We start from the raw sequence: 22,756 nt of genomic DNA, 5'->3' as shown, positions 1-22,756 counted from the left end.
AATCTTTGCATTTTTATCTCATATCTTTTAAGATAGTTCTATTACAATTTGAAAAGGAGAACAGGATGGAAACTTATACACTTTCAAATGGCGTTAAAATTCCTAAAATTGGTTTTGGGACTTGGCAGATTCCAGAAGGGGAAGAAGCTTACAATAGCGTTAGTTTCGCACTTAAGGCGGGTTACACACATATTGATACAGCACAAATCTACGGTAACGAGGTTTCTGTAGGTAAGGCGATTGCTGATAGTGATGTGGCTCGTGAGAATATTTTCCTAACGACTAAACTCTGGAATGACAAGCACGATTACGAATTGGCTAAAGCCTCTATTGATGAGTCGCTCGAAAGACTAGGTGTGGATTATTTGGATCTTTTGCTCATCCATTGGCCTAATCCAAAGGCTCTTCGTGAGAATGATGCTTGGAAGGTTGGCAATGCAGGTGCTTGGAAGGCAATGGAAGAGGCCTACAAAGAAGGTAAGGTGCGTGCTATCGGTGTGTCTAACTTTATGCAACATCACCTTCAAGCCCTCCTTGAAACGGCTGAAATTGTGCCCCATGTTAATCAAATTCTCTTGGCTCCAGGTTGTGCCCAAGAAGATTTGGTTGCCTATTGCCAAGAGCGTGACATTCTTCTTGAAGCCTATAGCCCACTAGGAACTGGTAGTATTTTTGGGAATGAGGACGTTGAAGCAGTGGCTGAACGTAACGGAAAATCTGTTGCTCAAGTTGCCCTACGTTGGAGCCTTCAAAAAGGTTTCTTGCCACTACCTAAGTCATTGACACCAAAAAATATCGAAGCCAACTTGGATATCTTTGACTTTGATTTGTCAGAGGAAGATATGGCAGTCTTGGATAAGATTCAAGGCATTAAGACTCAGGATGATCCTGATACAGTTAATTTTTAATAGGATTGCAAGCAACTCGTTAGGGTTGCTTTTTCTATTGTTTTACGAATAAAAGTTTGAATCTATTATCAAAATTGACAAAAAGAAGGAGTGGTAATACAATGGTGTTACAAAAGAGAACGAGGTTAAGGATATGACAACAATTACATTGAAAGTTTCAGAAGCAGATAAGAAGTTCATGCAGGCAATTGCGAAATTTGAAGGGGTATCCTTGTCAGAATTAATTCGTACCAAAACTTTAGAAGCCATTGAGGATGAATACGATGCTAGAGTAGCCGATTTGGCTTTGGCAGAATATGAAGTCTATCTAGAAAACGGTGGGGAGGTGTTAAATTGGGATGACCTATAAGATAATACCAACCCCTAAATTTGCCAAAAGTTTTAAAAAGTTAGATCCCTTCGTCAGAAAACAAATTAAGGCTTATCTCAATCGTGTGACAGAGAATCCAAGAGCTAAGGGCAAGGCCTTAGTTGCTAATCGAACAGGCCAATGGCGTTATGGTGTTGGTGCTTATCGTGTTATTGTCAATATTCAGGATAGTGAACTAATCATACTTGCCCTCGAAGTCGGTCATAGACGTGATATCTATTAGTATCAAGACATAGAATGTCCTAGGTTCCGTTAATTTTTAATAGGATAGAAGCAACTCGTTAGGGTTGCTTTTTTATACTGTGTGTGCCCGAATTTGCTATAATAAGGCTATCATATCCATTACTATTAGAAGGGAAGTTATGCTATGGAATCGCGGAACCTTCTTCCTCAAAATACGCGTCTGATGGCTAATTTGTTGAGTTTCTCGGGAGGGGCTTTGGATGTCTTTTGTCATGTGTACTATCATAGTTTGGTTGCTACACAGACTGGGAATATCCTTCTCTTGGTCTCTGACTGGCAGAACAGTAGTATGTACTATAACTTGTTGCGTTGCTTTTCAATCTTATTCTTTTCTTTAGGCTTTCTTTTTGGCATGTGGTTTAAAGACCAGCGTAAGAATGCCTATTGGCGAGTTTATGGTCTGCTTCCACTTTGTGTGATGACAGCTATCCTGCCTTTTCTACCTTCAAATGCCTTGATTGAGCTCCCGATTATCGCTTTTTCTGCAGGTATCATGATGAAGACTTTTACTGGCAGTCAGATTGAGAATCATCCCTTCGTGATTTTTATGACCTCAGGAAATTATCGAAGGATGTTAACGGCCCTCTATTATGCCATTCAGGGAAGTGGTGATCAGAGAGAATATCGTCGTCAGGCTGTCAATTATAGCTTTATCGTAGGGAGCTTTGTCGTTGGCGCTATCGTCTCAGCCGTTCTGATGCATTTTGTGCACCTTAAGTCAATCTGGGTAATCACACTCAGTCTAATTACCATCATGGTTTACTATTCATCTGAAGTGAAACGACTAGGACTCAAGGAAACTAATCTTTAGTCGTCTGTAGCAAATATTTTTGATAACAATTGTCTTGTGTTATAATTTTGATTATATTATTTTCATTTAATCAAAAAGAGGAGACATAAGATGCCTGTAGTAAGCAATGATTTTTCAGATATCGTTTATAATCGTCGTTCCATTCGTAACTTTGATCCATCTGTTAAGATTCCGCGAGAAGAACTGTTGGAAATCCTAGATAAGACTGTTACAGCACCATCATCAGTCAACATGCAACCTTGGCGTTTTGTCGTCGTTGATAGCGAAGAGGGCAAGGAAAAATTGACACCTTTCGTCAGCTACAATGGTGTGCAAAATGAAACATCATCAGCCATGGTCCTTATTTTTGCCGATTTGAAGAGCCAAGAAAGAGCAGAAGAAATCTACGGTAAGGCTGTTGCTCAAGGAAAAATGCCTGAAGAAGTCAAAGAAAAACAACTGTCAAGCATTGTACCAATGTATGAAAATGCTCCTAGAGATGTCATGAATGAAATTGTTCATATTGATGCTAGTCTGGCTGCCATGCAGTTGATGTTGGTCGCTCGTTCTTATGGTTACGATACTAATGCCATTGGTGGTTATAAAAAAGATGGGCTTGCCAAAGCCTTTGGACTTGATGAAGACCGTCATGTACCAGTTTTGCTCATTGCTCTTGGGAAAGCCAATGAAGAAGGCTTTGAGTCTGTTCGTCTGGATGCCTCTGATGTGACGGCTTTTGCTTAATAAATAATTGACCGTAAGTCTCGGAAGTGGAGGCTTACGGTTTTTTGTATTAAAAGATAGCTAAGTGTTTTTAGTAAGATTAGGTAGTTGCTTTAACCCATGATTAAGGTAAGTCCTTTTCCTTTGTGTTATAATGAAGAAAAACGTTGAATGTAAAGTTTATTTTGCCTTTTACTAGGAGTCTTTTATGACAAACTATTTGGTCCAGAGGTTTCTCTGGTTTCGTGAGCGAGGCTTCGTCCAAATTACGCAGAAAACTTTGGTTTCGCTCTTTCCCTTTTTCCTATTTTCAGGAATTATTCGGGTGATTTCACTATCTGTCTTTTCGGAGCTTGGTTATATTAATCAATTGTTTTCAGTTTCTGACTGGTTACCGGCCTTTAAGATAACTGGGCAGGTGCTCATTAATCTTTCCAACTTTCTTGGTGGCTTAGCTGGGCCCTTATCAACCTACTTTGCAGGAAAATACACAGCTGGTCACTATGGTAGAAGTACTGGTACAGCTGGTGTGACATCCCTTTTGGTTAGCTTAATTATAGGATCGCAGGAGCTGTTGCTGTCACCGCTAAACGATGGTGTTTTGACTCGCATCAATTTACCGGCTTCAATCAACATTATGTTGGCTATCTTTGTGGGCTATCTGGTTGGCCAGATTTTTCGCTTTTCAAGAGCTAGTGATGATCAGATTGTGGACAAGGACTATATTTATCAACCAAAGACCGTCCGTCCCATTTTTTTGTCACTCATTTTAGCTATTGGACTTAACATTCTCTTTGTGATTGGAGAGCAAGATAATGTTTTTCTGACGATTAGGCAGGTTACCTCTACCTTTACTGTAACTGATAATCACCTGTTCTCAACCTTTATGATGGGACTTTTGAACACTTTTTCTGCTTGGATTGGAAATAGTCAGGCTTTTGCCCTAAATTCAATTGCCGAGGATAGTTTTGCCTTGGAAAATTTGACCTATGCTGTTTCCCATCATACGACGACTGGGCTTCCCCACCTTTATACGCTAACAAATCTTTATCATAGTTACGGCTTGGTGGCTGGTATTGGATCAGGTCTGGCTCTCTTGGTGGCTCTACTTTTAAAATCAACAAGCTTTAAGGACAAGAAGGTTAGTCTTCTTAGTGTTTTCCCTAGCCTCTTTAATAATGGGGCCCCCTTGATGGTAGGGATACCAGTCTTACTAAATCTGGTTTATCTGATTCCTTTTCTTCTAGCACCTATGGTCAATATGGGAATAGCAGCGGTGGCTCTGGCTATTCGCCTCATGCCTGCGGCGGTTTACCCTGTACCAGATGGTACGCCGAGCCTTCTTTACGCCTTTATTGGAACTGGTGGTAGCCTGCGGGCACTTGCTGTTAGTCTGCTCTGTTTTGCGGTTGATGTTGCTATCTTTATTCCCTTTGTTCATCTGTCTAATAAGGTGCAACACGGTTTGAAAGAGGAGGGAGAAAGCAATGAAGTTCAGTAAAAAAACGAAGTTGGCCTTTATCCTTGTTGCGGTCTTTCTCATTGGTTTGGCTGTTCCGTCTTATAGTTGGACTAGGAAAAATGTCAAGGAAATCGAGACTTTCTACAATTCAAAATTGTCTCCTATTATCATGATTCCAGGGAGTTCTGCTACAGAAAATCGTTTTGATGGCTTGGTACGTAAGCTCAATCAAGACCGTCATGGGGTTAAGCATAGCCTCCTCAAGGTCAAGGTTTGGAACAATGGTCGTATTACCTTTGAGGGCAAAATCAAGGCTAAGGACAACGAACCAGTCATTGTTATCGGATTTGAAAATAACAAAGATGGCTATAGTAATATCAAGAAACAGGCTAAGATGATGAATCAGGCCTTTGAAGCCTTGCAGAATAAATACAATTTCAATAATTTTAAAGGTCTGGCCCATTCCAATGGTGGTCTGATTTATACAGCCTTTATTGAAAATTATCTGAGTGACTATGATGTTAAGATAAACTCACTCATGACTATCGGGACGCCCTATAATTTCACTGAAACCAATATCAAAAATAAATCAGTCATGCTTGCGGATTTCATAGCTGGCAAGAAGAATATTCCGTCCACCCTACATGTCTATTCGGTAGCAGGAACTATCACTTATGATTCGGACGAGTTGGTGCCTGATGCCAGTGTGTCCGCTGGGAAATATATCTATCAGAACCAAGCAAAGAGCTATACTGAAATTACGGTTACAGGTGAAGATGCTCAGCACTCGGACTTGCCAACCAATGATGAAGTTGTGGATCTGGTCAAACAGCATATTGAGGGGCAGGGTGTCCGTAAGAAACAAAAGACCCAACTAGAGCCTCAGTAAGCGAGAATAATATAGCTTATCAGTTCTAGTTGTTTATCATCAAACACAATCAGATAGAGTCTACGATGGCTCTATCTTTTTTAGTGATAAGATTGACTACTCAAGTTGTTGTAACTCCTTGTTTTACAACTTTCTTTTTGTTATAATCAAGTAAAATAGCAAAGAAGAATGAGAGGTCCCAAATATGCAAATTCCAAGTCGCTTTACCATTGCCGTTCATATTTTGACTCTTATAGCACAAAATAAGGGAAATGAAACTAAGTTAACCAGTGACTTTATGGCTGGTAGTGTGGGAGTTAACCCTGTTATTATCCGCAAAACCTTGTCTCAACTAAAGAAAGCAGACTTAATTTCAGTTCAAAGGGGAACAGGTGGAGCTAGCTTGCTCAAGGACCCAGAAGAAATTAACCTTCTTCAGGTTTATCGTGCTGTGGATAGCATCGGCCCAAGTGGTCAACTCTTTAGTTTCCATGACAATCCTAACCCAGCCTGTCCAGTAGGACGAAATATTCATGGGATTTTGGATCAGAGCTTAGAAGATGTTCAAATGGCAATGGAAAAAGAGCTTGAAAAGAAAACCTTGGCTGGTATTTTAAAAGATGCCAAGGTAAACTGGAAAGAAGCTGGAGCTTGATTGTTTAGTCAGCAAATAGAGGAATCGAAAGTTTTCGGTTTCTTTTTTTATTTGCAAGTTGTAATAATTGACATTACAATCTAACCAAGTATAATATTGTCATATAAAAGATTACAACATAGGAGAAAATCAGATGACATACGATTACAATAGTAAGATTTACCTCGCAGAAGCGGTACTCAATGTGAAGGATTTGGCTGGTCAGACTGCCTTTTATTCACAGATTATAGGTCTTGAAATCCTCTCCCAAACGGAAACAGAAGTTATCTTGGGAGCTGGAAACAAGCCCTTGGTCCACTTGATTGAAACCAATCGTGAGGAGGAGGTCAAGTCCAGTTATGGTCTTTACCATATGGCGATTTTGTTACCGTCTCGCGAGGATCTAGCTGATGTTTTCAAACATATCGCCGAGCTGGACTATCCTTTTGTTGGTGCAGCTGACCACGGTTATAGTGAAGCTCTTTATTTGGAAGACCTTGAGGGCAATGGTATTGAGCTTTATAGAGACAAGCCTGTTGCTGAATGGGATATTCGTGAGGATGGTCGCATTGTTGGGGTAACAGAAGAACTCTCAGCCCAAGAAATTTACGAGATGGGACGCAAAGTTGAGCCTTTTGTGATAGCTAAGGATACTCGTATGGGGCATATTCATTTATCGGTCAAAGATAGTCAGCTAGCAACGGCTTTCTATCAGGATGTTTTGGAGCTGGCAGATAAGTTTACCATTTCAAGTGCTAGTTGGATTGCTTCAGGTGATTACCATCACCACTTGGCTGTCAATGAATGGGGTGGCAAAAACTTAGCCAAACGTGACAAAGGGATGATTGGTCTTGCCTACTACGTCCTTGAAGTAGAAGACAAAGAAGATTTGATTACCATAGCAGAACGTGCTAAGAATCGTGGAGCAGAGGTCAAATGGTTATCTTCTAATGCGTTAATCTTCGAGGATAATGATGGTATTTTGACACGGGTAAGAAAAAAATATTAATAATTAGTGATTTTCGAGTCGTAACTATTGACATTACATTTGAAAGGTCTATAATGGTTATTGTAATCAAAGTTATTACAAATAAGCTTAACAATTTTAACAATTAACATTCATCACAAAGAAAGAGGGAATAACTATGACCTACTTTACAGACTTACAAACAAAACGTCGTTCAATTTATGCTTTGGGAAAAGACCTTGAGCTCTCTAACCAAGAATTGATTGAAACCATTCAAGGGGCTGTTCTTAACACACCGACAGCCTTTAACTCACAAACATCACGTGTGGTGATCTTGCTGGATGAAGAATCAGATGCCTTCTGGAATGAGATTGCATACTCTGAGCTTGAAAAAGTGACACCGGCAGAAGCCTTCGAGGGAACAAAAGAACGTTTGAAAGGTTTTGCCCAAGCTAAGGGAACAATTCTCTTCTATGAAGACCAAGATGTGGTGAAAGGCCTTCAAGAGCAATTCCCACTTTATGCAGATAACTTCCCAATTTGGTCAGAACAAGGTCACGGAATCGCTCTTTATGCAACATGGTTGGCTTTGGCTGAGAAGAATATCGGCATGAACGTGCAACACTATAACCCACTTGTTGATGTCCAATTGGCTGAAAAATATGATATCCCAGCGAACTGGAAGCTCCGTGCCCAAGCACCATTTGGTCAAATCGTCGCACCAGCAGGAGATAAGGACATCCAAACAGAAGGCCGTTTCAAAGTTTTTGGCGACAAATAATCACCTTAACTTAGTCAGTCGGTTTTGTACTGACTGAACAAAATCATATTGATAAGACAAATGACTAGCAGGATTGAAGAATCTTGCTAGTTTTTTCTATTTCAAAACTAGTAATGCCTAAGAAAATGTATAGCTTGAATTTTGAAACTTTCCTTAGGTGATAGCAAATGTCAGCGATCTTCTCCGAAGTTTCATGAGTAAAGTTTGAGCCCTCGATTTTTTATTTTTAGGCTCAGGTTAAGACAGTTCTCCAAACCTCTGAGTATCTAAAATTATTTGGTTTTGGGTACTTTCTTAGCGGTATCTTTCACATCAATTTTTCCAAGTCGTTTATCGAAGGAGAGATACATTAAAAGGTTTGAAAAGGTGAGCTACTTATATTTTATTTTCAATAATTTTGACAATGTTCTTTTTATTTTTGACAAAGATGCTTGTCAAAAATAAAAAGAAGCGTTACAATAGTTTTAGACGAAGGAAGGAGAGAAATTACGATGAAATATATTTGGCTATCTTTTATTCCACTTCTGTTTCTGATTTATACGGGCTCAGAGAAGAAGATAAAAAGATTGAACAGACGCATCAGACGATTGGAAAAACAATTGAAAGGAAGTCAAGAAATGTCTAGACTTTTAGAAGAATTAAAAGGACAAACGGTTACGGTAAATGGATTTAGAACCGAGTATGAAATTATGGATATCGATGAAGATTGGGTCAAATTGAGTCGTGAAATTAATAAACAACAAAGAGAAACTAAATTAGTCCGTATCGAAGATATTCAGGGTGTTCAACTATAAGGAGGCGGATGCCATGATCTTAAAAAATCGTCTGAAAGAGTTGAGGGCGCGTGATGGGCTCAACCAATCTGAGCTAGCTAAGCTAGCAGGGGTCTCGCGTCAGTCCATCAGTCTCTTGGAACGGGGGGAATATACCCCTTCGGTTATTATTGCCATCACCATCGCCCAGGTTTTTAAAGAGCCTGTGGAAAATGTTTTTAGTCTTGTAGAGGAAGAGGAATGATTATGAAAAAGCAACCACAAAAAAGATCTCCACGTAATCGTTTTTGGAGAAATGTCGGAATCATCACAGTTTCCGGCTTGATTGGAGGAGTCATTGGTTTTTTGACAGGCATGTTCGGATCCGAAAAACCCCTTGAAATCCAATCCTTCTTTAGTATAGAAGTACTCCTTTTGGGCTCAATACTTTTGTTTCTTATCGTGTTTATGGTCACGATAGCCTTACTAATAAGCGCGAGAAAAGTCCATCAAAAAATGCTCCAGATAGAAGACGAAGAGGAAGCCTATCACTATGACATCCAGAATAAAAAACTGTTTGGGTTAGCGACCATTTTTAAAGGAGTCATGATCTTGCCATACTTTTTAGTCATCATCTTTTATAGTCAATGGGTGTATATGGATAGACCTTCCACAGGGCACTTAGCTTTTATCTTTGGAACTTTTACCATGCTCTATCTTTTTCTTGTCTTGATTGTCCTATTTTTCTTATCAGATATCTTCTTTCGCAAGACCTTCCATCTGCTTTATGGAAAACCAATTCCCCGCAATGTCAATACCAAGGAAGTGCGTGAATTTATGATGAGTATGATGGATGAGGCAGAAAAACAGATAAGCTACGAGGAAAATTTCGAAGTGGTGGTTAAGTTAAGTAATTATATCTTACCTATCATGCTAATTGGAATTTTAATCATTGGGATTGCCTTCCAGACGGATATCCTCTTGGCTTTGAGTGTTGTATCCATCATCTATATTTATATCCTTATTTCACAATACAAGATTACCAAACGTTATTATAAAGAATAAATGTATCATCCATGTTAGAAATCTGTAAAAGCTTTTGGAAGTGATAAAGAGCTCTTTTTATTGAAAATCTTATCTTCCATTTCTTTATATACAATCAATGGGAGTGTTATCAGTCTTGAATCTTAGGGATTCTGAGAGACTATCAAAGGTGACCTAGCTATCGTAAATCATCCAAGCCCTCAGTTGATGCTGAGGGCCTTTTAATTCTCAATTGATTTTTGAAACCCTTTTCACTACAATAGAGATACAGAAAAGGAGGCAGTGATGAAGTATATTGATTTTGCTGAAAATGAGCGTTTATCAACGATAGTCCTTGGAATGATGCGGATTAGCGAATTGAGTGAAGACGAGGTGGAGGCCTTGGTGGAGGCAGCCTTGTCGATTGGAATCAACACCTTTGATCTGGCGGATATTTATGGAAATGGACAGTGTGAGGTCCTGCTGGGCAAGGTTCTCAAGCGTCGTCCGAATCTTCGGGACCAGATGTGGATCCAGTCCAAGTGTGGGATTCGCAAAGATGGCTTTACCTATTTTGATTTTTCCAAAGATTATATTTTGGATTCCGTTGATGGCATCCTCGAGCGTCTGCAGATTGAGCGTTTAGATAGTCTTCTCCTTCACCGACCGGATGCCCTCATGGAACCTGAAGAAGTGGCAGAAGCCTTTAATCACTTGGAGCAAGCTGGCAAGGTCCGTCATTTTGGGGTATCCAATCAAAATCCTATGATGATGGAATTGCTCAAAACCGCAGTCAAACAACCTCTCAAGGTCAACCAGTTGCAGTTGAGTGCTGCCTTTACACCGAGCTTTGAAGCTGGTTTTCATGTCAATATGGAAGGGTCAAAAGCAGCTGTGAGAGATGGCAGTGTCTTTGAGTATTGTCGCTTAAACGATACGGTAATTCAGGCCTGGTCTGTCCTCCAGCATGGCTATTTCAAGGGGAATTTTGTCGGCAAGGAAGAGTTTGCAGCCCTCAATCACGTCCTTACTGACTTGGCGAAAAAATACCAGGTCACACCGACAGCTATCGCCCTTGCCTGGGTCCTCCGCTATCCTGGTAAGATGCAGGCGGTCATCGGAACGACCAAACCCCAGCATGTCCTTGAAGCAGGAAAAGCAGCAGAAGTTACCCTAACACGCAAGGAATGGTACCAAATCTACCTGGCGGCGGGAAATGATTTGCCTTAGAATCTTGTTAGTAAACCAGATTCCACTCTTATCGGTAGTCTGGTTTTTTGTTTTGTGGTCTTCAGTTTTTTCTTGACAAGCCTTTCCTCTTTATGATATCTTTTAGGCAACATATGTTGCGCAACGAATGTTGCGTGAAAGGAGTCTTATGCCACCCAAGGTTAAATTTAGTAAAGAGACTATCATTGGGACAGCTTTACAATTGGTACGCGAACAGGGCATGTCTAGTTTGACAGCTAGAGCATTAGCGGAGAAACTGGGAGCTACACCAAGAGTCATTTTTGGGCAATTTGCTAATATGGCTGAGTTACAAGCAGAGGTTATTGTTGCTGCAGAGATGGTAGTGGTGGAGTATATTCGCAAGGCTTTAGAAGATGAGAAGCCTTTTCGATCTGTCGGGGTTGCTTATATCCTTTTCGCCTCAAAAGAGCCCCAACTCTTTCAATTGCTTTTCCAAAATCCTAGCAAAGATCCGATTCGTCGTTTTCAAGATTTTCTTCCCATGAAGGATTATAGTTACCAATTGGTTCTTGATTCGATTGTTGCAGACTACCCTTTGACTGTAGAGGAGGCTGGTCGCTTGTACCAGCATCTATTTATCTACTCACACGGGATGGCCTCTATGGTTGCTTCTGGTATTTACCAGTTCAGCATGGAAGAAGTGATTGGATTACTGACAGAGGTTTGTCAATCTCTCATCAAAGAAATGGTAGGAAAGAAATGATTCAACTAGAAAATGTGCACAAAAGCTATGGCCAAACCAAGGTTTTAAAAGGGATTGATTTGCAAATTCAAGACCAGGATGATGTGGTTATACTAGGTCCTTCTGGATCAGGGAAATCGACTCTCCTAAACGTGTTATCAGGCTTAGAAAAGGTAGACGAAGGGCATATCCTCATTCAAGGACAAGATTTATCACATCTCACGGATGCTCAATTGACGGCTTTTAGACGTGAGAAGATTGCCTTTATTTTCCAGCAGTATTATCTATTGCCGAATCTAACGGTCAGACAGAATGTAAAGATGGGAGCTGATTTGGCAAACAATCATGATTTTTTGCAGATCATCGAGGATTTGGGGCTTGGCGATAAGCTGGACAAGTATCCGAGTGAATTGTCTGGTGGGGAACAGCAGAGAGTCTCCATTGCTCGGGCCTTGGCTAAAAAGCCAGAGATTCTCTTCTTAGATGAGCCAACGGGAGCCCTCGATGAAGAAACAGGGCGCAAGATTCTGGACTATATCTGGAAATTGAAGGAAAAGCTAGGCTTTACCTTGATCATGGTGACGCACAACCAAAATATTGCGGATATGGCTAGAGCCATCATTCGTGTCAATAGTGGCAAGATTACCGAAGTTGTGACCAATGATCAGCCTCAGACTGCCTATGAGATTGGATGGTAAGCCATGTTTTCAGTAAAAGATATTCGAAAATTAGTTGTCGTTAGTATCATTGGGGCTTGTGCGGTCTTTGTAGCCAATCTCTTCTTGAATTTTTACTTGGACATCGAGCAGTTGGAGATTTCGAAAACCAATCCCATCATTCAGACCTACTATGATGCCCAGGTTTCGCTTTCCTGGATGGTGGCCATGGTCAGTGGAGTCGTCTTGTCCTTGACGTCGGTCCTTCTCATGTGTTTTTATATCAAACAATTTGTCGACGACCACAAGGAACAATTAGGAATTTTAAAGGCTTTGGGCTATAGCAATGGCCAGTTGGCTAAACGATTTTGGGCCTTTGGACTCAGTTTTGGAGCTGGAGCGCTTCTTGGCTATTTTGCTTCATTTCTCATGATGGGACATTTTTATGACTTCCGTAATGAGAAGGGGATTTTGCCAGAAATCACCATTCATTTTCACTGGCAGCTCTTGCTTGCTTTGGTGATCCTGCCAACGACCTTCTTTATGGTTCTCGCGATTGGGTATGCTAGAAGACAACTACAAACACCGGCTCTTCGCTTATTGAAAAAGTCTCCAAGTCCGATCAAGGTCAAAAGGAGAAAGAGGGCTCCCAAGAAAGATAAATCCTTCCTAAAAGAGCTGTCCTCGTCACTGATATGGGGGAGAAAATCTATCTTGTTTTTTGTAGTCTTTGGCTCCATGTGTTTTGCGGCCATGGTTCAATTGTCCTTTGGCCTCAGGGATTACACAGATGATATCATCCAAACCATGATGATCATGATTGGCTTGATCCTTTCTTTCTCGATTCTCTTTTTGTCATTGGGGATTGTCGTCTCAGAAAGTCGTGAAACCTTGGCCCTCATGAAGGCATTTGGCTACACCAATCGTGAATGCCAAGGTCATATTCTCGCTCCCTATCGTTTTTGGGCTTATCTAGGATTTGTTCTTGGGACGGTTTATCAATACGGTATCATGGAAATCTTGATTGGTGTAATCAAAGATACAGTTCCTGAAAAGATTGAGCATAGCTTTGATTGGAATGTTTGCTTCTGGACCTTGCTTGGCTTTGCTGTGGTTTATGAAAGCCTGTTTTATCTATCCAACAGAAAACTCCAAAAGCAAACTATCAAAGAAGTACTCTTAGCTGAATGATTTATGACAGTAATCCTTAATATCAGTGCTTTTTGATGAGAAAAAATAGAAGATTCATTGACTTTAGACCTCTTAAAGAGGTCTTTTTCTCTGATGAAAACGCTACATAAGAGACTAAATGCACTATCACAATCTTGTGATAGTTTACATCTTCTTAACATTGTCCCGAAATTCTTGCATTCTCTATTGTTAAAGCGTAAGATAGACACTGTTTTAATTTTAGTGCATTAAAACATGTCTTGAAATATTTCTAGATGTACAAGGCAAACAGATTTTTATGAAAGAGGAGTCTCGAATGTCAGATAAACAAATGAAAACCCTTGGTTGGGTAGCGACTTTCATGTCAGTTATGATGTATGTATCATACGTACCACAAATCATGGACAATTTGTCTGGTCATAAAGGAAACTTTATCCAACCATTGGTAGCTGCAATCAACTGTAGCCTTTGGGTTTACTATGGTCTCTTTAAAAAAGAACGTGACCTTCCCCTTGCTGCGGCCAATGCACCAGGTATTATCTTTGGTTTAATTACAGCATTGACAGCTTTGTTCTAAAATAAAGCAAAATTTCTTTATATACTATTTTTCTTAACGCAGAAAACGAGAGCAGAACTAGCGACAGTCAGTGTTTGTCGTTCTAGTTTTACTCTCGTTTTTTGTTTTTAGTTATTAAGAAGAGTATTGATAGCTTCTTCCAATTTCAGTGGATCAGTTTTGGAAGAAAAGCGTTCGACGACTTTACCTTCACGGTTAATCAAAAACTTAGCAAAATTCCACTCAATTCTTGCCCCAAGTGGCCCAGATTTTTCTTTTTTTAGCCAATCAAAAAGTGGCTCAGCTTCCTTACCATTGACCTTGATTTTGGCAAATCGAGGGAAGGTTGTCTGGTAATTGAGGGTGCAGAAAGTATTGATTTCCTCAGCACTACCTGGTGCCTGACCCATAAACTGATTACAAGGAAAATCAAGAATCTCGAATCCTTGGTCTTTGTATTTGTCATAAAGTTCCTGCAAGCCCTGATATTGTGGCGTCAAACCACATCCTGTTGCTGTATTGACGATTAAGACGACCTTGCCCTTATAGTCTTTGAGAGACACGGGTTGGTCAGCTTGATCTGAAACTGTAAAATCGTATAAGGATGTCATAGAAAATCTCCTTTTATTTGTTTGAGACTATTATAGCAAAAATAGAGACATAAGAAATGTACTCTTACAGTAGAGCTTTTAGCATTTCCCCACCAAAAAAACCAAGACTTTCGTCTCGGTTTCAGGTTTCATCTCATCTTAAGACACCACATGTCCATCTTTATCGAAGGTATAGAGTTTACCGTCGATGAGGACAGAGCGGTTAGTGTATCTTTCACCTGTTTTAGGGTCGAAATAGTAGGTGTAATTATCAACTGTGACAAAGCGTCCTAGGACTTGTTTGCCTTCAGCGTCGAAGTAGAGGACCTTGCCGTCAACTTCTTGGAAGCCGGTCACTTTCTCACCTTTATCATTGTAATAATAGTTGTCGCCCTTATCGTAGACGATACGATTGCGGTAGGCAGGTTCACCCTTGCGGTCAGTAACTACGCCATTGTCATCAGCGTTATAGGCTCTGTCCCCGATGACAAAACGTCCTGTTTCAAGGTTTCCGCTATCTCGGAAGTAGTAGTCCTTGCCGTTGATGGTTTGCCAACCTGTCAGAGCAGCTCCGTCATTGCCATAGTAGCGTGTTGGGTAGTATGGAAAACGTGGAGAACCTTCGTAGTTGTATGATTTTGAAAAGGCGTTGCGTGTCATGATACCAGTCAGTTGGTCAAATTGGTAAATATTATTGTTGATTGCGACCTCAGTACCTTTAGCTTGGTGGCCATCGTCATAGAAATAGTAACTAACGCCATCAAAGGTCTTCAAGCCAGTGACCTTTTGGCCATTTTCATAGAGATAACTTGTGCCGCTAGGATCTGTCTGCAATTGGTCAAAGTGGATGGCTTTTTCTTTTGTCTCGTCAATACCCTTGGCATCAAAATTAAAGGTTACACCACGATAGGTAAGGGCCTTGTTAGTTGTTGCAATGGCAACGTTTGTGGTCACTTTTTGACCATTTGGTGCTGTGAAGGTCATAGGTGTTGAGTCGAAATGGTAGAGGTGTCCATGAAGAATATCCCATTCATCAAAAGTTGACCATTGTGATTGGCGGACGTTACTATATTTAGATCCAATAATCTTACCATCATATTGATAAGGACCTTCTTTGATTTTACCATCAGCATCTGTGATATAGACGCCTTTAAGTTCATAATCATTTTCACCAGTACGCTTGAATTCAGGATAGAGACCGTTTGTCAAGAGTTTTCCATCTGGGCTAAAGAGCTGAGAGTTGACGACTCCTGTGTAGAGACTTCCTTTAAAGGCATCATTATCAGAATAGTCGCTACCATAGTAACGGTTGCCATCAACTTCAAACCAACCTGTCTTGAAGGCACCATCACTTCCTGCGTAGTAGATAGTTTCAGAGAAGACACCGTAATGGTCAGTGGATGTATCATGATAAAAGGCGTTGCGAAGAACAGCACCAGTTTCGCTGTTAGCGAAATACTGGTTATCACCTAGGGTAAAGAAAGCACCTCGGACTTGTTGGCCCTTATCGTTAAAGTAGTAGAGGTCCTTGTTAATGGTTTGGAAACCAGTGACCTTTTTACCATTAGCATCATAGTAGTACCATTCTTGATCGCTACCTTGAACAAATTGGTTTCGATTTGAGGTTTGAGCAGTTTTAAGAGTCGCCACACCATTGCTATCAAAGTTATAGACCGTACCGTTTAAGGTAAGTGAGCGATTAACCCACTTGTCACCTGTATTTGGATCGAAGTAGTAGGTTTTGCCGTCAATGGTAACCAGTTGTCCCTTGGCTTGGACACCATATTCGTGGAAATAAAGGTTCTGACCGTTAATGGTTTGGAAACCAGACACGGCTTTACCATCAGATCCGAAGTAGTACCAAGAGTTATCTCTATTAACGAATTGGTTAGTTACTGGATTTCCATTATCTTTATCTAGATAGTAGATATCGTTATCGTAGTAAAGGAAGTCCCCTTTGACTTGTTGTCCACTATTATTGAAGTAGTGAAGGTTGCCGTCCACCGTTTGAAAACCGTGAAGCGCTTTACCATCTTTACCAAAGTAATACCAATTCCCTTTATCATCAGAAACATAACGATTGGTTACCATAATACCAGTCTTAGGATCAAAGTAATACTGTTGTCCGTTTAGGTTTTGAACGCTTGTCTTATAGTCGGATTGGCTACGGTCTAGGAATTCGGTTTGGAAACCAAATGGGGCTGAGAAGCCTTTAGTTGCCTTGTAATTGTCGAAGTAGTACCAGTTACCCGATTTATCTGAGACAAAGACAGAATCAGGTTGATTACCAGTAGCATCAAAGTAGTAAAGATTACCATTCTCGGTAACAAAGTCATCTTTTACCATCTTGCCATCTTTATCGAAGTAGTAGTAACCAAAGTATTTATGGTTTGCATAATCAAGATATTGGCGACCTGTCACACGACGTCCATTGTCTTTATCGAAATAGTAGCTATCACCATTAATAGTAACGATTTCGTTTTTAGCTTGTCGACCGTCTTCGTGGAAGTAGAGGTTAAATGTATCAATGGTCTGAGCACCAGTGACGGGTTTGCCATCTTTGCCGAGGTAATACCAGTTGTGGTTATTATCTTCGATAAACTGGTTGCGTTTGTTCGTTTCAGGGAAAACTGCTGTCAAACGACCTTGGGCATCAGCATTGTAGGCTTGACCATCGATGTTGATAGAGGTATTGGTTACCTTACGTCCATTGGCTTTGTCATAGTAGAAAGATTGTCCATTTTCAGTGATAATCTCACCTTTGGCTTGCTTTCCATCCTCGTGGAAATAAAGGTCGAAATGGTCAACGTTTTGGGCACCTGTCAGATTTTTCCCGTCTTTAAGGTAGTACCAGTTGCCTTCAGCATCACTCTTGAATTGACCGTCAGAAACGACAGTAGTTTCAACAGATTCTGGCGCTTGACTGTTTACTTCAGTGACTGTGCTAGCTGTTTCTGAAGTTGCAGTTCTCGTTTCGCCACTAGCCAAATTGTAAGTGCTACTTGCTTGATCTTCTTTAAGGACTGGCTGCTTTTCCGTTGTAACAGTAGCAGTTGTATCAGCTGCATTATTGGTTGCGACTTGATCAGCTTTTGTCGTAGCTACAGTTGTTTCTGTGACGACAAAATCAGGATTTTGGCTGACGCTCTCAGGTGTGCTTGCTGAGGTGACTTGATTCGCAGCTTGTTCGTCGGCAGAGACACCAACCCCAATCAATGAGGCACCAAGTGCCAAACCAGATACGGCAATGGTAACCCATTGTTTTTTCACTTTATGAAGTTTAAAATGAACTTTATTTTCCATAAAAGTTCCCCTTTTCCTTTTTAATGACCCCATTCTAACATCTTTCATTAGAAGAATCAAACGCATTCATAATATTTTCATATTTTTTCTAAAAATTGAAAATTCTTTCGAGATAAGGATTTTAGAAACAAAAATGAATGCTAAAGAACCACTTTAGCAAGTTTCTTTTGATAGAGATGTATGTAAAATTAAAAAGCAACCACTGGGAGTCCCCATTTTTGACATAGCATTCAACAATAAAAGTATAAAAATACAGAAAGGGGCCCTTTTAGGCCTAGAAATATGGTATAATAGTTCGGTATTTCGCACAAAATGGAGTATAAAAATGAGTATTTTTCGTAAAAAGGATGTCGGTCTCGCTCAGACTGAGATGAAACGACATCTGACCCTTAGGGATGTAGTCCTTCTGGGAATCGGTGCCATGGTTGGGACAGGAATCTTTACGATTACTGGTACCGCGGCATCGACTCTAGCTGGTCCTGCCCTGATTATTTCGGTCTTGATTTCAGCCGTGTGTGTTGGGATGTCAGCTATTTTCTTTGCTGAGTTTGCCTCACGTTACCCATCGGCTGGTGGTGTTTATGGTTATCTCTATGCTGTCTGGGGGGAGTATCCTGCTTGGATGGGTGGCTGGTTGACCATGATTGTCTTTATGAATGCCGTATCCAGTGTTGCCTCTGGTTGGGGTGCCTACCTCAAGGGGCTACTGGCTAGCTTTGGTCTTAAGTTACCTCAAGCTATCAGTGGACCTTTCAATCCCAGTCAAGGCACTTACATAGATCTCTTGCCAGTCTTGGTCTTGGTCTTGGTGACAGCTCTTCTTCTCATGAATTCTAAACAGGCTTTACGTTTGAACTCCCTCTTGGTAGTACTCAAATTTTCAGCCTTAGCAGTCTTTATTTTAGTGGGCCTCTTCCATTTGAATCCTAGCAACTGGGCAGATTTTGCACCATTTGGCTTTGGTCAGATTTACGGAGGAAAAACTGGGATTATGGCAGGTGCCTCTCTTATGTTCTTTGGATTCCTTGGTTTCGAGTCTATCTCTATGACGGTAGACGAGATTAAAGAGCCGCAAAAGAACGTTCCTCGAGGTATCGTTCTTGCCTTGATTATCGTGGCTTCACTCTATGCAGTGGTTTCGCTGGTCTTGACTGGAGTGGTTCACTATACCAAGTTGAATGTTGATGATGCAGTAGCTTATGCTCTTCGCTATATCGGTATTTCTTGGGCCGCCAACTACGTCTCTGTGGTTGCAATTATGACCTTGATTACGGTATGTATCTCAATGGCCTATGCCCTTAGCCGTATGGTTTATAGCCTGGCGCGTGATGGTTTCCTTCCTCAAACCTTCCAAAAGGTTTCAAAGACTAATAAGGTTCCACATCATGCGACGCTTTTGACAGGCGTTTTGTCAGCTATCTCAGCAGGTATCTTCTCTTTGGCCAATATGGCATCCTTGGTTAACATTGCGACCTTGGCTTACTTGGTCCTCTTGGCTATTGCCCTCATTATTCTTCGTAAGGACAAGGGATTGCCACAGAAGGATGAGTTTAAGGTTCCATTTGTTCCTGTCTTGCCTATTATTTCAATTATCGTCTGCCTCTCGTTTATGAGTCAGTACAGTTGGCAGACATGGTTAGCCTTTGGTTTGGCAGTGCTAATCGGTTCAGTTATCTATGCCTTTTACGGTTACAAACATTCTAAGTATTAAGATGAAAATGATAGTGCCATCTGGCCTATCATTTTTTGATATAATGGAAGGAAAGTAAAAGCAGGAGTAGATTGATGAAATCAGACCAGATGTGGCAAGCCTATAAGATTTTAAATCAGACAATCGGAGATAAGATTGATGCCTGGGCCTTTGGCGTGGAAGCAGATTATTTGGCAGAGCTCGTATTGATGGGGCAAAAGACAGCAATCAGTTCAGCTTTTGACTTGTATGCAGTGGGGAATGAACCATTGCCCAAGGAAAATGAACTGAGCGTCATTCTTGATAGTAAGGAGAATGCTATTTGTATTATTGAAACGACGAAAGTTGAGGTCATCCCATTTAAAGAGGTTTCTGAAAACCATGCCTACAAGGAAGGTGAAGGAGATCGAACCCTAGCTTACTGGCAAAAGCTTCATGAAAACCTCTTTAGCAAATGGTTGCATGAGGTTGGACTACATTTTAGTCAGGACAGTCTAGTTGTGTTGGAAGAATTTAGAGTTGTTTATCCTATAGATTGAAAGTTCCCATAGTTTTGGGGATTTTTTTTACTTTAAGGAAAGATTAACCTTTCTTTAAGTCTTGTCTTAGGTTTCTTGTGTTTAATAGAGGCATCTCAAAAGTAAGAAAGAGGTCTAACATATGACATACAAAGATACGAAACAAACACAAGAACGTTACGCCATTAAAAAATCATCAAAATGGAAAACAGCGGGTTCAGTCCTAGTAGCTAGCTTAATTTTTGGTAGCTCAGTCGTCCTAAATGACAGCAAGGTTTCAGCTGACGAGGCAAACACCGAATCAACACTCTCAACCGTTACGACAGGCGAAACCACTGCGGATTTAATTGAAGAAAGTACACTGACCGACAATACATCAGCTACTACTGAAACAAGCACAGAATCGGCTACAAGTACTTCAACTGCGGCTTCAACTTCAGACACTGATTCGTCAACAATAAGTACAACAAGTACGACAGAGGACACGATTGCTACATCAACAAGCAGTGAAACATCTAATCATTCAAGCACATCCTCAACTTCAGAAGCAAGTTCTTCAGAAACGGCTGAGAGCACAACTAGTGAAACGTCAGCATCTGAAACGAACAATGCAGATGAAAACACTAGCACTAATACAAGCTCAAGCACCACTGAAACCACTGCTTCCGAAACAGCTTCAGTTTTAACTAACAGTGCCTCAGACGCAGCTACTGAAACAACAACTGAGTCTAGCAGTACTGATTCAGATAGTTCAACAACTACAATTACTTTCAATGGGACAACTGCTGTGACTAGTGATAGTACAGCGGTAACGATTGAGGGAACAACAATTACAATCAACCAATCTGGTACCTACACACTTTCCGGTAATGGTTCAAGTTATACAATCATCGTAGCTGGTAGTGTGACTGATCCGGTTACTATCTACTTGGATGGTGTGACTTTAACCGATTCATCAATCACTTCAAATTCTTCTGCGGAGCTGACAGTGAATGTTCTTTCAGATAGTTCCATTTCATCAACCTCTGATAACGCAATTGAAGCGACTGGGGCTTTGACGATCACAAGTGGTACTGGAAGTACTCTGACCCTTTCAAGTACTGAAAAGCATGCCATCAAGGCTGACAGTGTAACGATTGACTCTGTAACACTTGATTTGACTTCTGAGGCCAAGGATGGCATCAATGCAACGACAGCTGTAACCATTAAAAATGCAACAGTCAATATTACGGCAACAGATGACGGTATCCAAGTTGAAGACGAAACTGATGTTAATAGTGGAGATTTGACGATTACCGACTCAACGGTAACCATTAATGCAACTGATAAAGGTATCACGGTTACAGATGAATTGACTATTGAAGGTGATTCAACTGTAACAGTAGTTGCAGGCGATGAAGGTCTTGAAGGACGTTACATCAACTTGACAGGTGGAACAATCAATATTACCGCTGGTGATGACGGTATTAATGCTACCGAATGGACGACCAAGGACAGCGCTGATACTTCAAGCTTAACCAATTCGACTTCTGACTTGGAAAATGAAGTGGGCATCAATATTGACGGTGCAACGGTAACTATCTTGGCAGATGGTGATGGTATCGACAGTAACGGTAATGTGATTGTTAAAAGTGGTTCTCTCTACGTCGCTCAGACAAGTGCAGATAATGCTGCTATCGACTACGATGGAACAGGTATTATTTCTGGCGGTACCGTTTGGGCCATAGGTAACCAAGGAATGGCTCAGGCCTTTACAACGGGTTCAAGCCAGTCTTATATCATGGCCAACATCTCTGGTAGTGCTGGAGATACCATCACAGTTACAGATAGTTCTGGAAATGTTGTAGCGACCACGACAGCAACAACTTCATTTGGAAATGTGGTCTTTAGTACCGAGAGTCTAACTTCGGGTGAAACCTATACCATTACGACATCAAGTGGTGCTAGTGTGACTGCAACAGCTACTGAAGAAGGCACAAACAATGGTCCTGGTGCTGGTGGCATGAGTGGGTTCCCAGGCGGTGGCTTTGGAAATGGCTTAGTGCCTGATAACTTTGGAGGCTACGGTGGACCGACTAGCTATGGCGGAAGCTCTATCAATACCGGAAGCGTTAACACAGCATGGGGCCAATCTGCTTCGACAAGTTCTGAGAATACAACTAGCACAAGTAGTACAAGTTCAACAAGCCAGACGGCTAATACTGGACGTCCAACCCCACCAAACTTTGCTAGTCAAACAAGTAGCTCAAACTCTATAAATATGAGCCCTACGACAAGTAACAGTGGTAATCAACCAGCTACCAATGCTCCAGCAATGACAGCGACAAACACAGCTTTATCAAATCAAAATACGCCAACATCAAATCCTTCAAGCTCTGAAGGAGCATCGCTTAAATCAAATACCTCTCTTGCTAACCAGCCTACAAAAGAGCAATCGACACAAACAATGACTAATGCGACAAGCAGTGCCCAACAACAAGCTCAAGAGACTGCTGAGAAATTGAATAAGATTCTTACTCAAAATCAAACTTCTGAAGCAGCAAAAGGTCAGACAAGAGAAGTTTCAAGTCAAAAGGAAAATGTAAGCTCAGTCGTACAAACTAATCTTGCTCAGAAACAAAATACCCAAACAAGCTCTAAGGCTAATCAGTCATCTAAAAGTTCACAAAGCAATCAAACAAGTAAATCAAGTCTACCAAATACTGGTGATGTGAGCAGTTTGGGACTAGGTGCATTAGGGGCTGTACTTATGACAACATCATTTGCAATTAAAGGAAGCAAGCATTCTCGTAAGTAATTCTAGTTAAGAACATAAAGAA

Annotated in this window: 23 protein-coding genes; 21 read left to right on the top strand and 2 right to left on the bottom strand. The window is 40.9% G+C overall.

The window, feature by feature from the left end:
* Nucleotides 1-65 precede the first annotated feature (65 nt).
* From HMPREF1517_RS08325 to HMPREF1517_RS08240, 18 genes are all read left to right on the top strand, one after another.
* Nucleotides 66-908, top strand: coding sequence for an aldo/keto reductase (locus HMPREF1517_RS08325; RefSeq protein ID WP_037597980.1), 843 nt, complete (start codon nucleotides 66-68; stop codon nucleotides 906-908).
* Between the two features lie 133 nt (nucleotides 909-1,041).
* Nucleotides 1,042-1,257 (top strand): type II toxin-antitoxin system RelB family antitoxin, encoded by a 216-nt coding sequence (relB, locus tag HMPREF1517_RS08320; RefSeq protein WP_002891281.1) that lies wholly within the window; start codon nucleotides 1,042-1,044, stop codon nucleotides 1,255-1,257.
* Nucleotides 1,247-1,501 (top strand): type II toxin-antitoxin system RelE family toxin, encoded by a 255-nt coding sequence (locus HMPREF1517_RS08315; protein ID WP_002891280.1) that lies wholly within the window; start codon nucleotides 1,247-1,249, stop codon nucleotides 1,499-1,501. The genes relB and HMPREF1517_RS08315 overlap by 11 nt, the downstream gene beginning before the upstream one ends.
* A 144-nt stretch (nucleotides 1,502-1,645) precedes the next feature.
* Entirely contained in the window at nucleotides 1,646-2,332 is a 687-nt protein-coding gene (locus tag HMPREF1517_RS08310; RefSeq protein WP_037601064.1) for a YoaK family protein, read from the top strand.
* Between the two features lie 90 nt (nucleotides 2,333-2,422).
* Nucleotides 2,423-3,055, top strand: coding sequence for a nitroreductase family protein (locus tag HMPREF1517_RS08305; protein ID WP_037601061.1), 633 nt, complete (start codon nucleotides 2,423-2,425; stop codon nucleotides 3,053-3,055).
* Nucleotides 3,056-3,242: 187 nt separating this feature from the next.
* The gene (locus HMPREF1517_RS08300) at nucleotides 3,243-4,535 is read left to right on the top strand and encodes a PTS transporter subunit EIIC (protein WP_037601057.1); all 1,293 of its coding nucleotides are present in this window, start codon (nucleotides 3,243-3,245) and stop codon (nucleotides 4,533-4,535) included.
* A complete protein-coding gene (locus HMPREF1517_RS08295; protein WP_013990361.1) occupies nucleotides 4,522-5,385 on the top strand; it encodes an alpha/beta hydrolase in 864 nt (287 codons plus the stop codon). The genes HMPREF1517_RS08300 and HMPREF1517_RS08295 overlap by 14 nt, the downstream gene beginning before the upstream one ends.
* 184 nt (nucleotides 5,386-5,569) lie before the next feature.
* Entirely contained in the window at nucleotides 5,570-6,019 is a 450-nt protein-coding gene (locus HMPREF1517_RS08290; protein ID WP_014634717.1) for an Rrf2 family transcriptional regulator, read from the top strand.
* A gap of 133 nt (nucleotides 6,020-6,152) precedes the next feature.
* Nucleotides 6,153-7,007, top strand: coding sequence for a VOC family protein (locus HMPREF1517_RS08285; RefSeq protein ID WP_037601055.1), 855 nt, complete (start codon nucleotides 6,153-6,155; stop codon nucleotides 7,005-7,007).
* Nucleotides 7,008-7,143: 136 nt separating this feature from the next.
* A complete protein-coding gene (locus tag HMPREF1517_RS08280; protein ID WP_037601052.1) occupies nucleotides 7,144-7,746 on the top strand; it encodes a nitroreductase family protein in 603 nt (200 codons plus the stop codon).
* A gap of 491 nt (nucleotides 7,747-8,237) precedes the next feature.
* The gene (locus HMPREF1517_RS08275) at nucleotides 8,238-8,540 is read left to right on the top strand and encodes a hypothetical protein (protein ID WP_037601049.1); all 303 of its coding nucleotides are present in this window, start codon (nucleotides 8,238-8,240) and stop codon (nucleotides 8,538-8,540) included.
* Nucleotides 8,541-8,553: 13 nt separating this feature from the next.
* Nucleotides 8,554-8,763, top strand: a complete 210-nt coding sequence (locus HMPREF1517_RS08270; protein WP_021143931.1) for a helix-turn-helix transcriptional regulator — start codon at nucleotides 8,554-8,556, stop codon at nucleotides 8,761-8,763.
* A complete protein-coding gene (locus HMPREF1517_RS08265; protein WP_014634712.1) occupies nucleotides 8,760-9,563 on the top strand; it encodes a DUF3169 family protein in 804 nt (267 codons plus the stop codon). The genes HMPREF1517_RS08270 and HMPREF1517_RS08265 overlap by 4 nt, the downstream gene beginning before the upstream one ends.
* Before the next feature lie 264 nt (nucleotides 9,564-9,827).
* Nucleotides 9,828-10,751, top strand: coding sequence for an aldo/keto reductase (locus HMPREF1517_RS08260; protein WP_037601046.1), 924 nt, complete (start codon nucleotides 9,828-9,830; stop codon nucleotides 10,749-10,751).
* A 148-nt stretch (nucleotides 10,752-10,899) separates the two neighbouring features.
* Entirely contained in the window at nucleotides 10,900-11,475 is a 576-nt protein-coding gene (locus tag HMPREF1517_RS08255) for a TetR/AcrR family transcriptional regulator (protein WP_037601042.1), read from the top strand.
* Nucleotides 11,472-12,152, top strand: coding sequence for an ABC transporter ATP-binding protein (locus tag HMPREF1517_RS08250; protein ID WP_037601040.1), 681 nt, complete (start codon nucleotides 11,472-11,474; stop codon nucleotides 12,150-12,152). Before HMPREF1517_RS08255 ends, HMPREF1517_RS08250 begins: the two co-directional genes overlap by 4 nt.
* A gap of 3 nt (nucleotides 12,153-12,155) precedes the next feature.
* Nucleotides 12,156-13,301: an FtsX-like permease family protein gene (locus HMPREF1517_RS08245; RefSeq protein WP_037601037.1), complete on the top strand. Its 1,146-nt coding sequence runs from the start codon at nucleotides 12,156-12,158 to the stop codon at nucleotides 13,299-13,301.
* A gap of 295 nt (nucleotides 13,302-13,596) precedes the next feature.
* Nucleotides 13,597-13,857 carry a SemiSWEET family transporter gene (locus HMPREF1517_RS08240; protein WP_002888017.1) on the top strand — a complete coding sequence of 87 codons (261 nt, stop codon included), beginning with the start codon at nucleotides 13,597-13,599 and terminating at the stop codon, nucleotides 13,855-13,857.
* 107 nt (nucleotides 13,858-13,964) lie between these two features.
* Here the strand turns inward: HMPREF1517_RS08240 and HMPREF1517_RS08235 are convergent, their stop codons facing one another.
* Nucleotides 13,965-14,447, bottom strand: coding sequence for a glutathione peroxidase (locus HMPREF1517_RS08235; protein ID WP_014634708.1), 483 nt, complete (start codon nucleotides 14,445-14,447; stop codon nucleotides 13,965-13,967).
* A 138-nt stretch (nucleotides 14,448-14,585) separates the two neighbouring features.
* Nucleotides 14,586-17,729, bottom strand: a complete 3,144-nt coding sequence (locus HMPREF1517_RS08230; RefSeq protein ID WP_014634707.1) for a KxYKxGKxW signal peptide domain-containing protein — start codon at nucleotides 17,727-17,729, stop codon at nucleotides 14,586-14,588.
* Between the two features lie 325 nt (nucleotides 17,730-18,054).
* Between HMPREF1517_RS08230 and HMPREF1517_RS08225 the strand changes: the two genes are divergently transcribed.
* The 3 genes from HMPREF1517_RS08225 to HMPREF1517_RS08215 all read left to right on the top strand — a co-directional run bounded on the left by HMPREF1517_RS08225 (nucleotide 18,055) and on the right by HMPREF1517_RS08215 (nucleotide 22,734).
* The gene (locus HMPREF1517_RS08225; RefSeq protein WP_037601034.1) at nucleotides 18,055-19,440 is read left to right on the top strand and encodes an amino acid permease; all 1,386 of its coding nucleotides are present in this window, start codon (nucleotides 18,055-18,057) and stop codon (nucleotides 19,438-19,440) included.
* A 74-nt stretch (nucleotides 19,441-19,514) separates the two neighbouring features.
* On the top strand, nucleotides 19,515-19,958 hold the full coding sequence (locus HMPREF1517_RS08220; protein WP_037601031.1) for an ASCH domain-containing protein: 444 nt from the start codon (nucleotides 19,515-19,517) through the stop codon (nucleotides 19,956-19,958).
* 121 nt (nucleotides 19,959-20,079) lie between these two features.
* Nucleotides 20,080-22,734: a carbohydrate-binding domain-containing protein gene (locus HMPREF1517_RS08215; RefSeq protein ID WP_037601028.1), complete on the top strand. Its 2,655-nt coding sequence runs from the start codon at nucleotides 20,080-20,082 to the stop codon at nucleotides 22,732-22,734.
* The last annotated feature ends 22 nt before the right edge of the window (nucleotides 22,735-22,756 follow it).

The sequence above is a fragment of the Streptococcus sp. ACS2 genome (assembly GCF_000525585.1).
GTDB lineage: Bacteria > Bacillota > Bacilli > Lactobacillales > Streptococcaceae > Streptococcus.
Note: the sequence above shows the minus strand (reverse complement) of the source record. Positions and strands in the feature narration are given on the sequence as shown.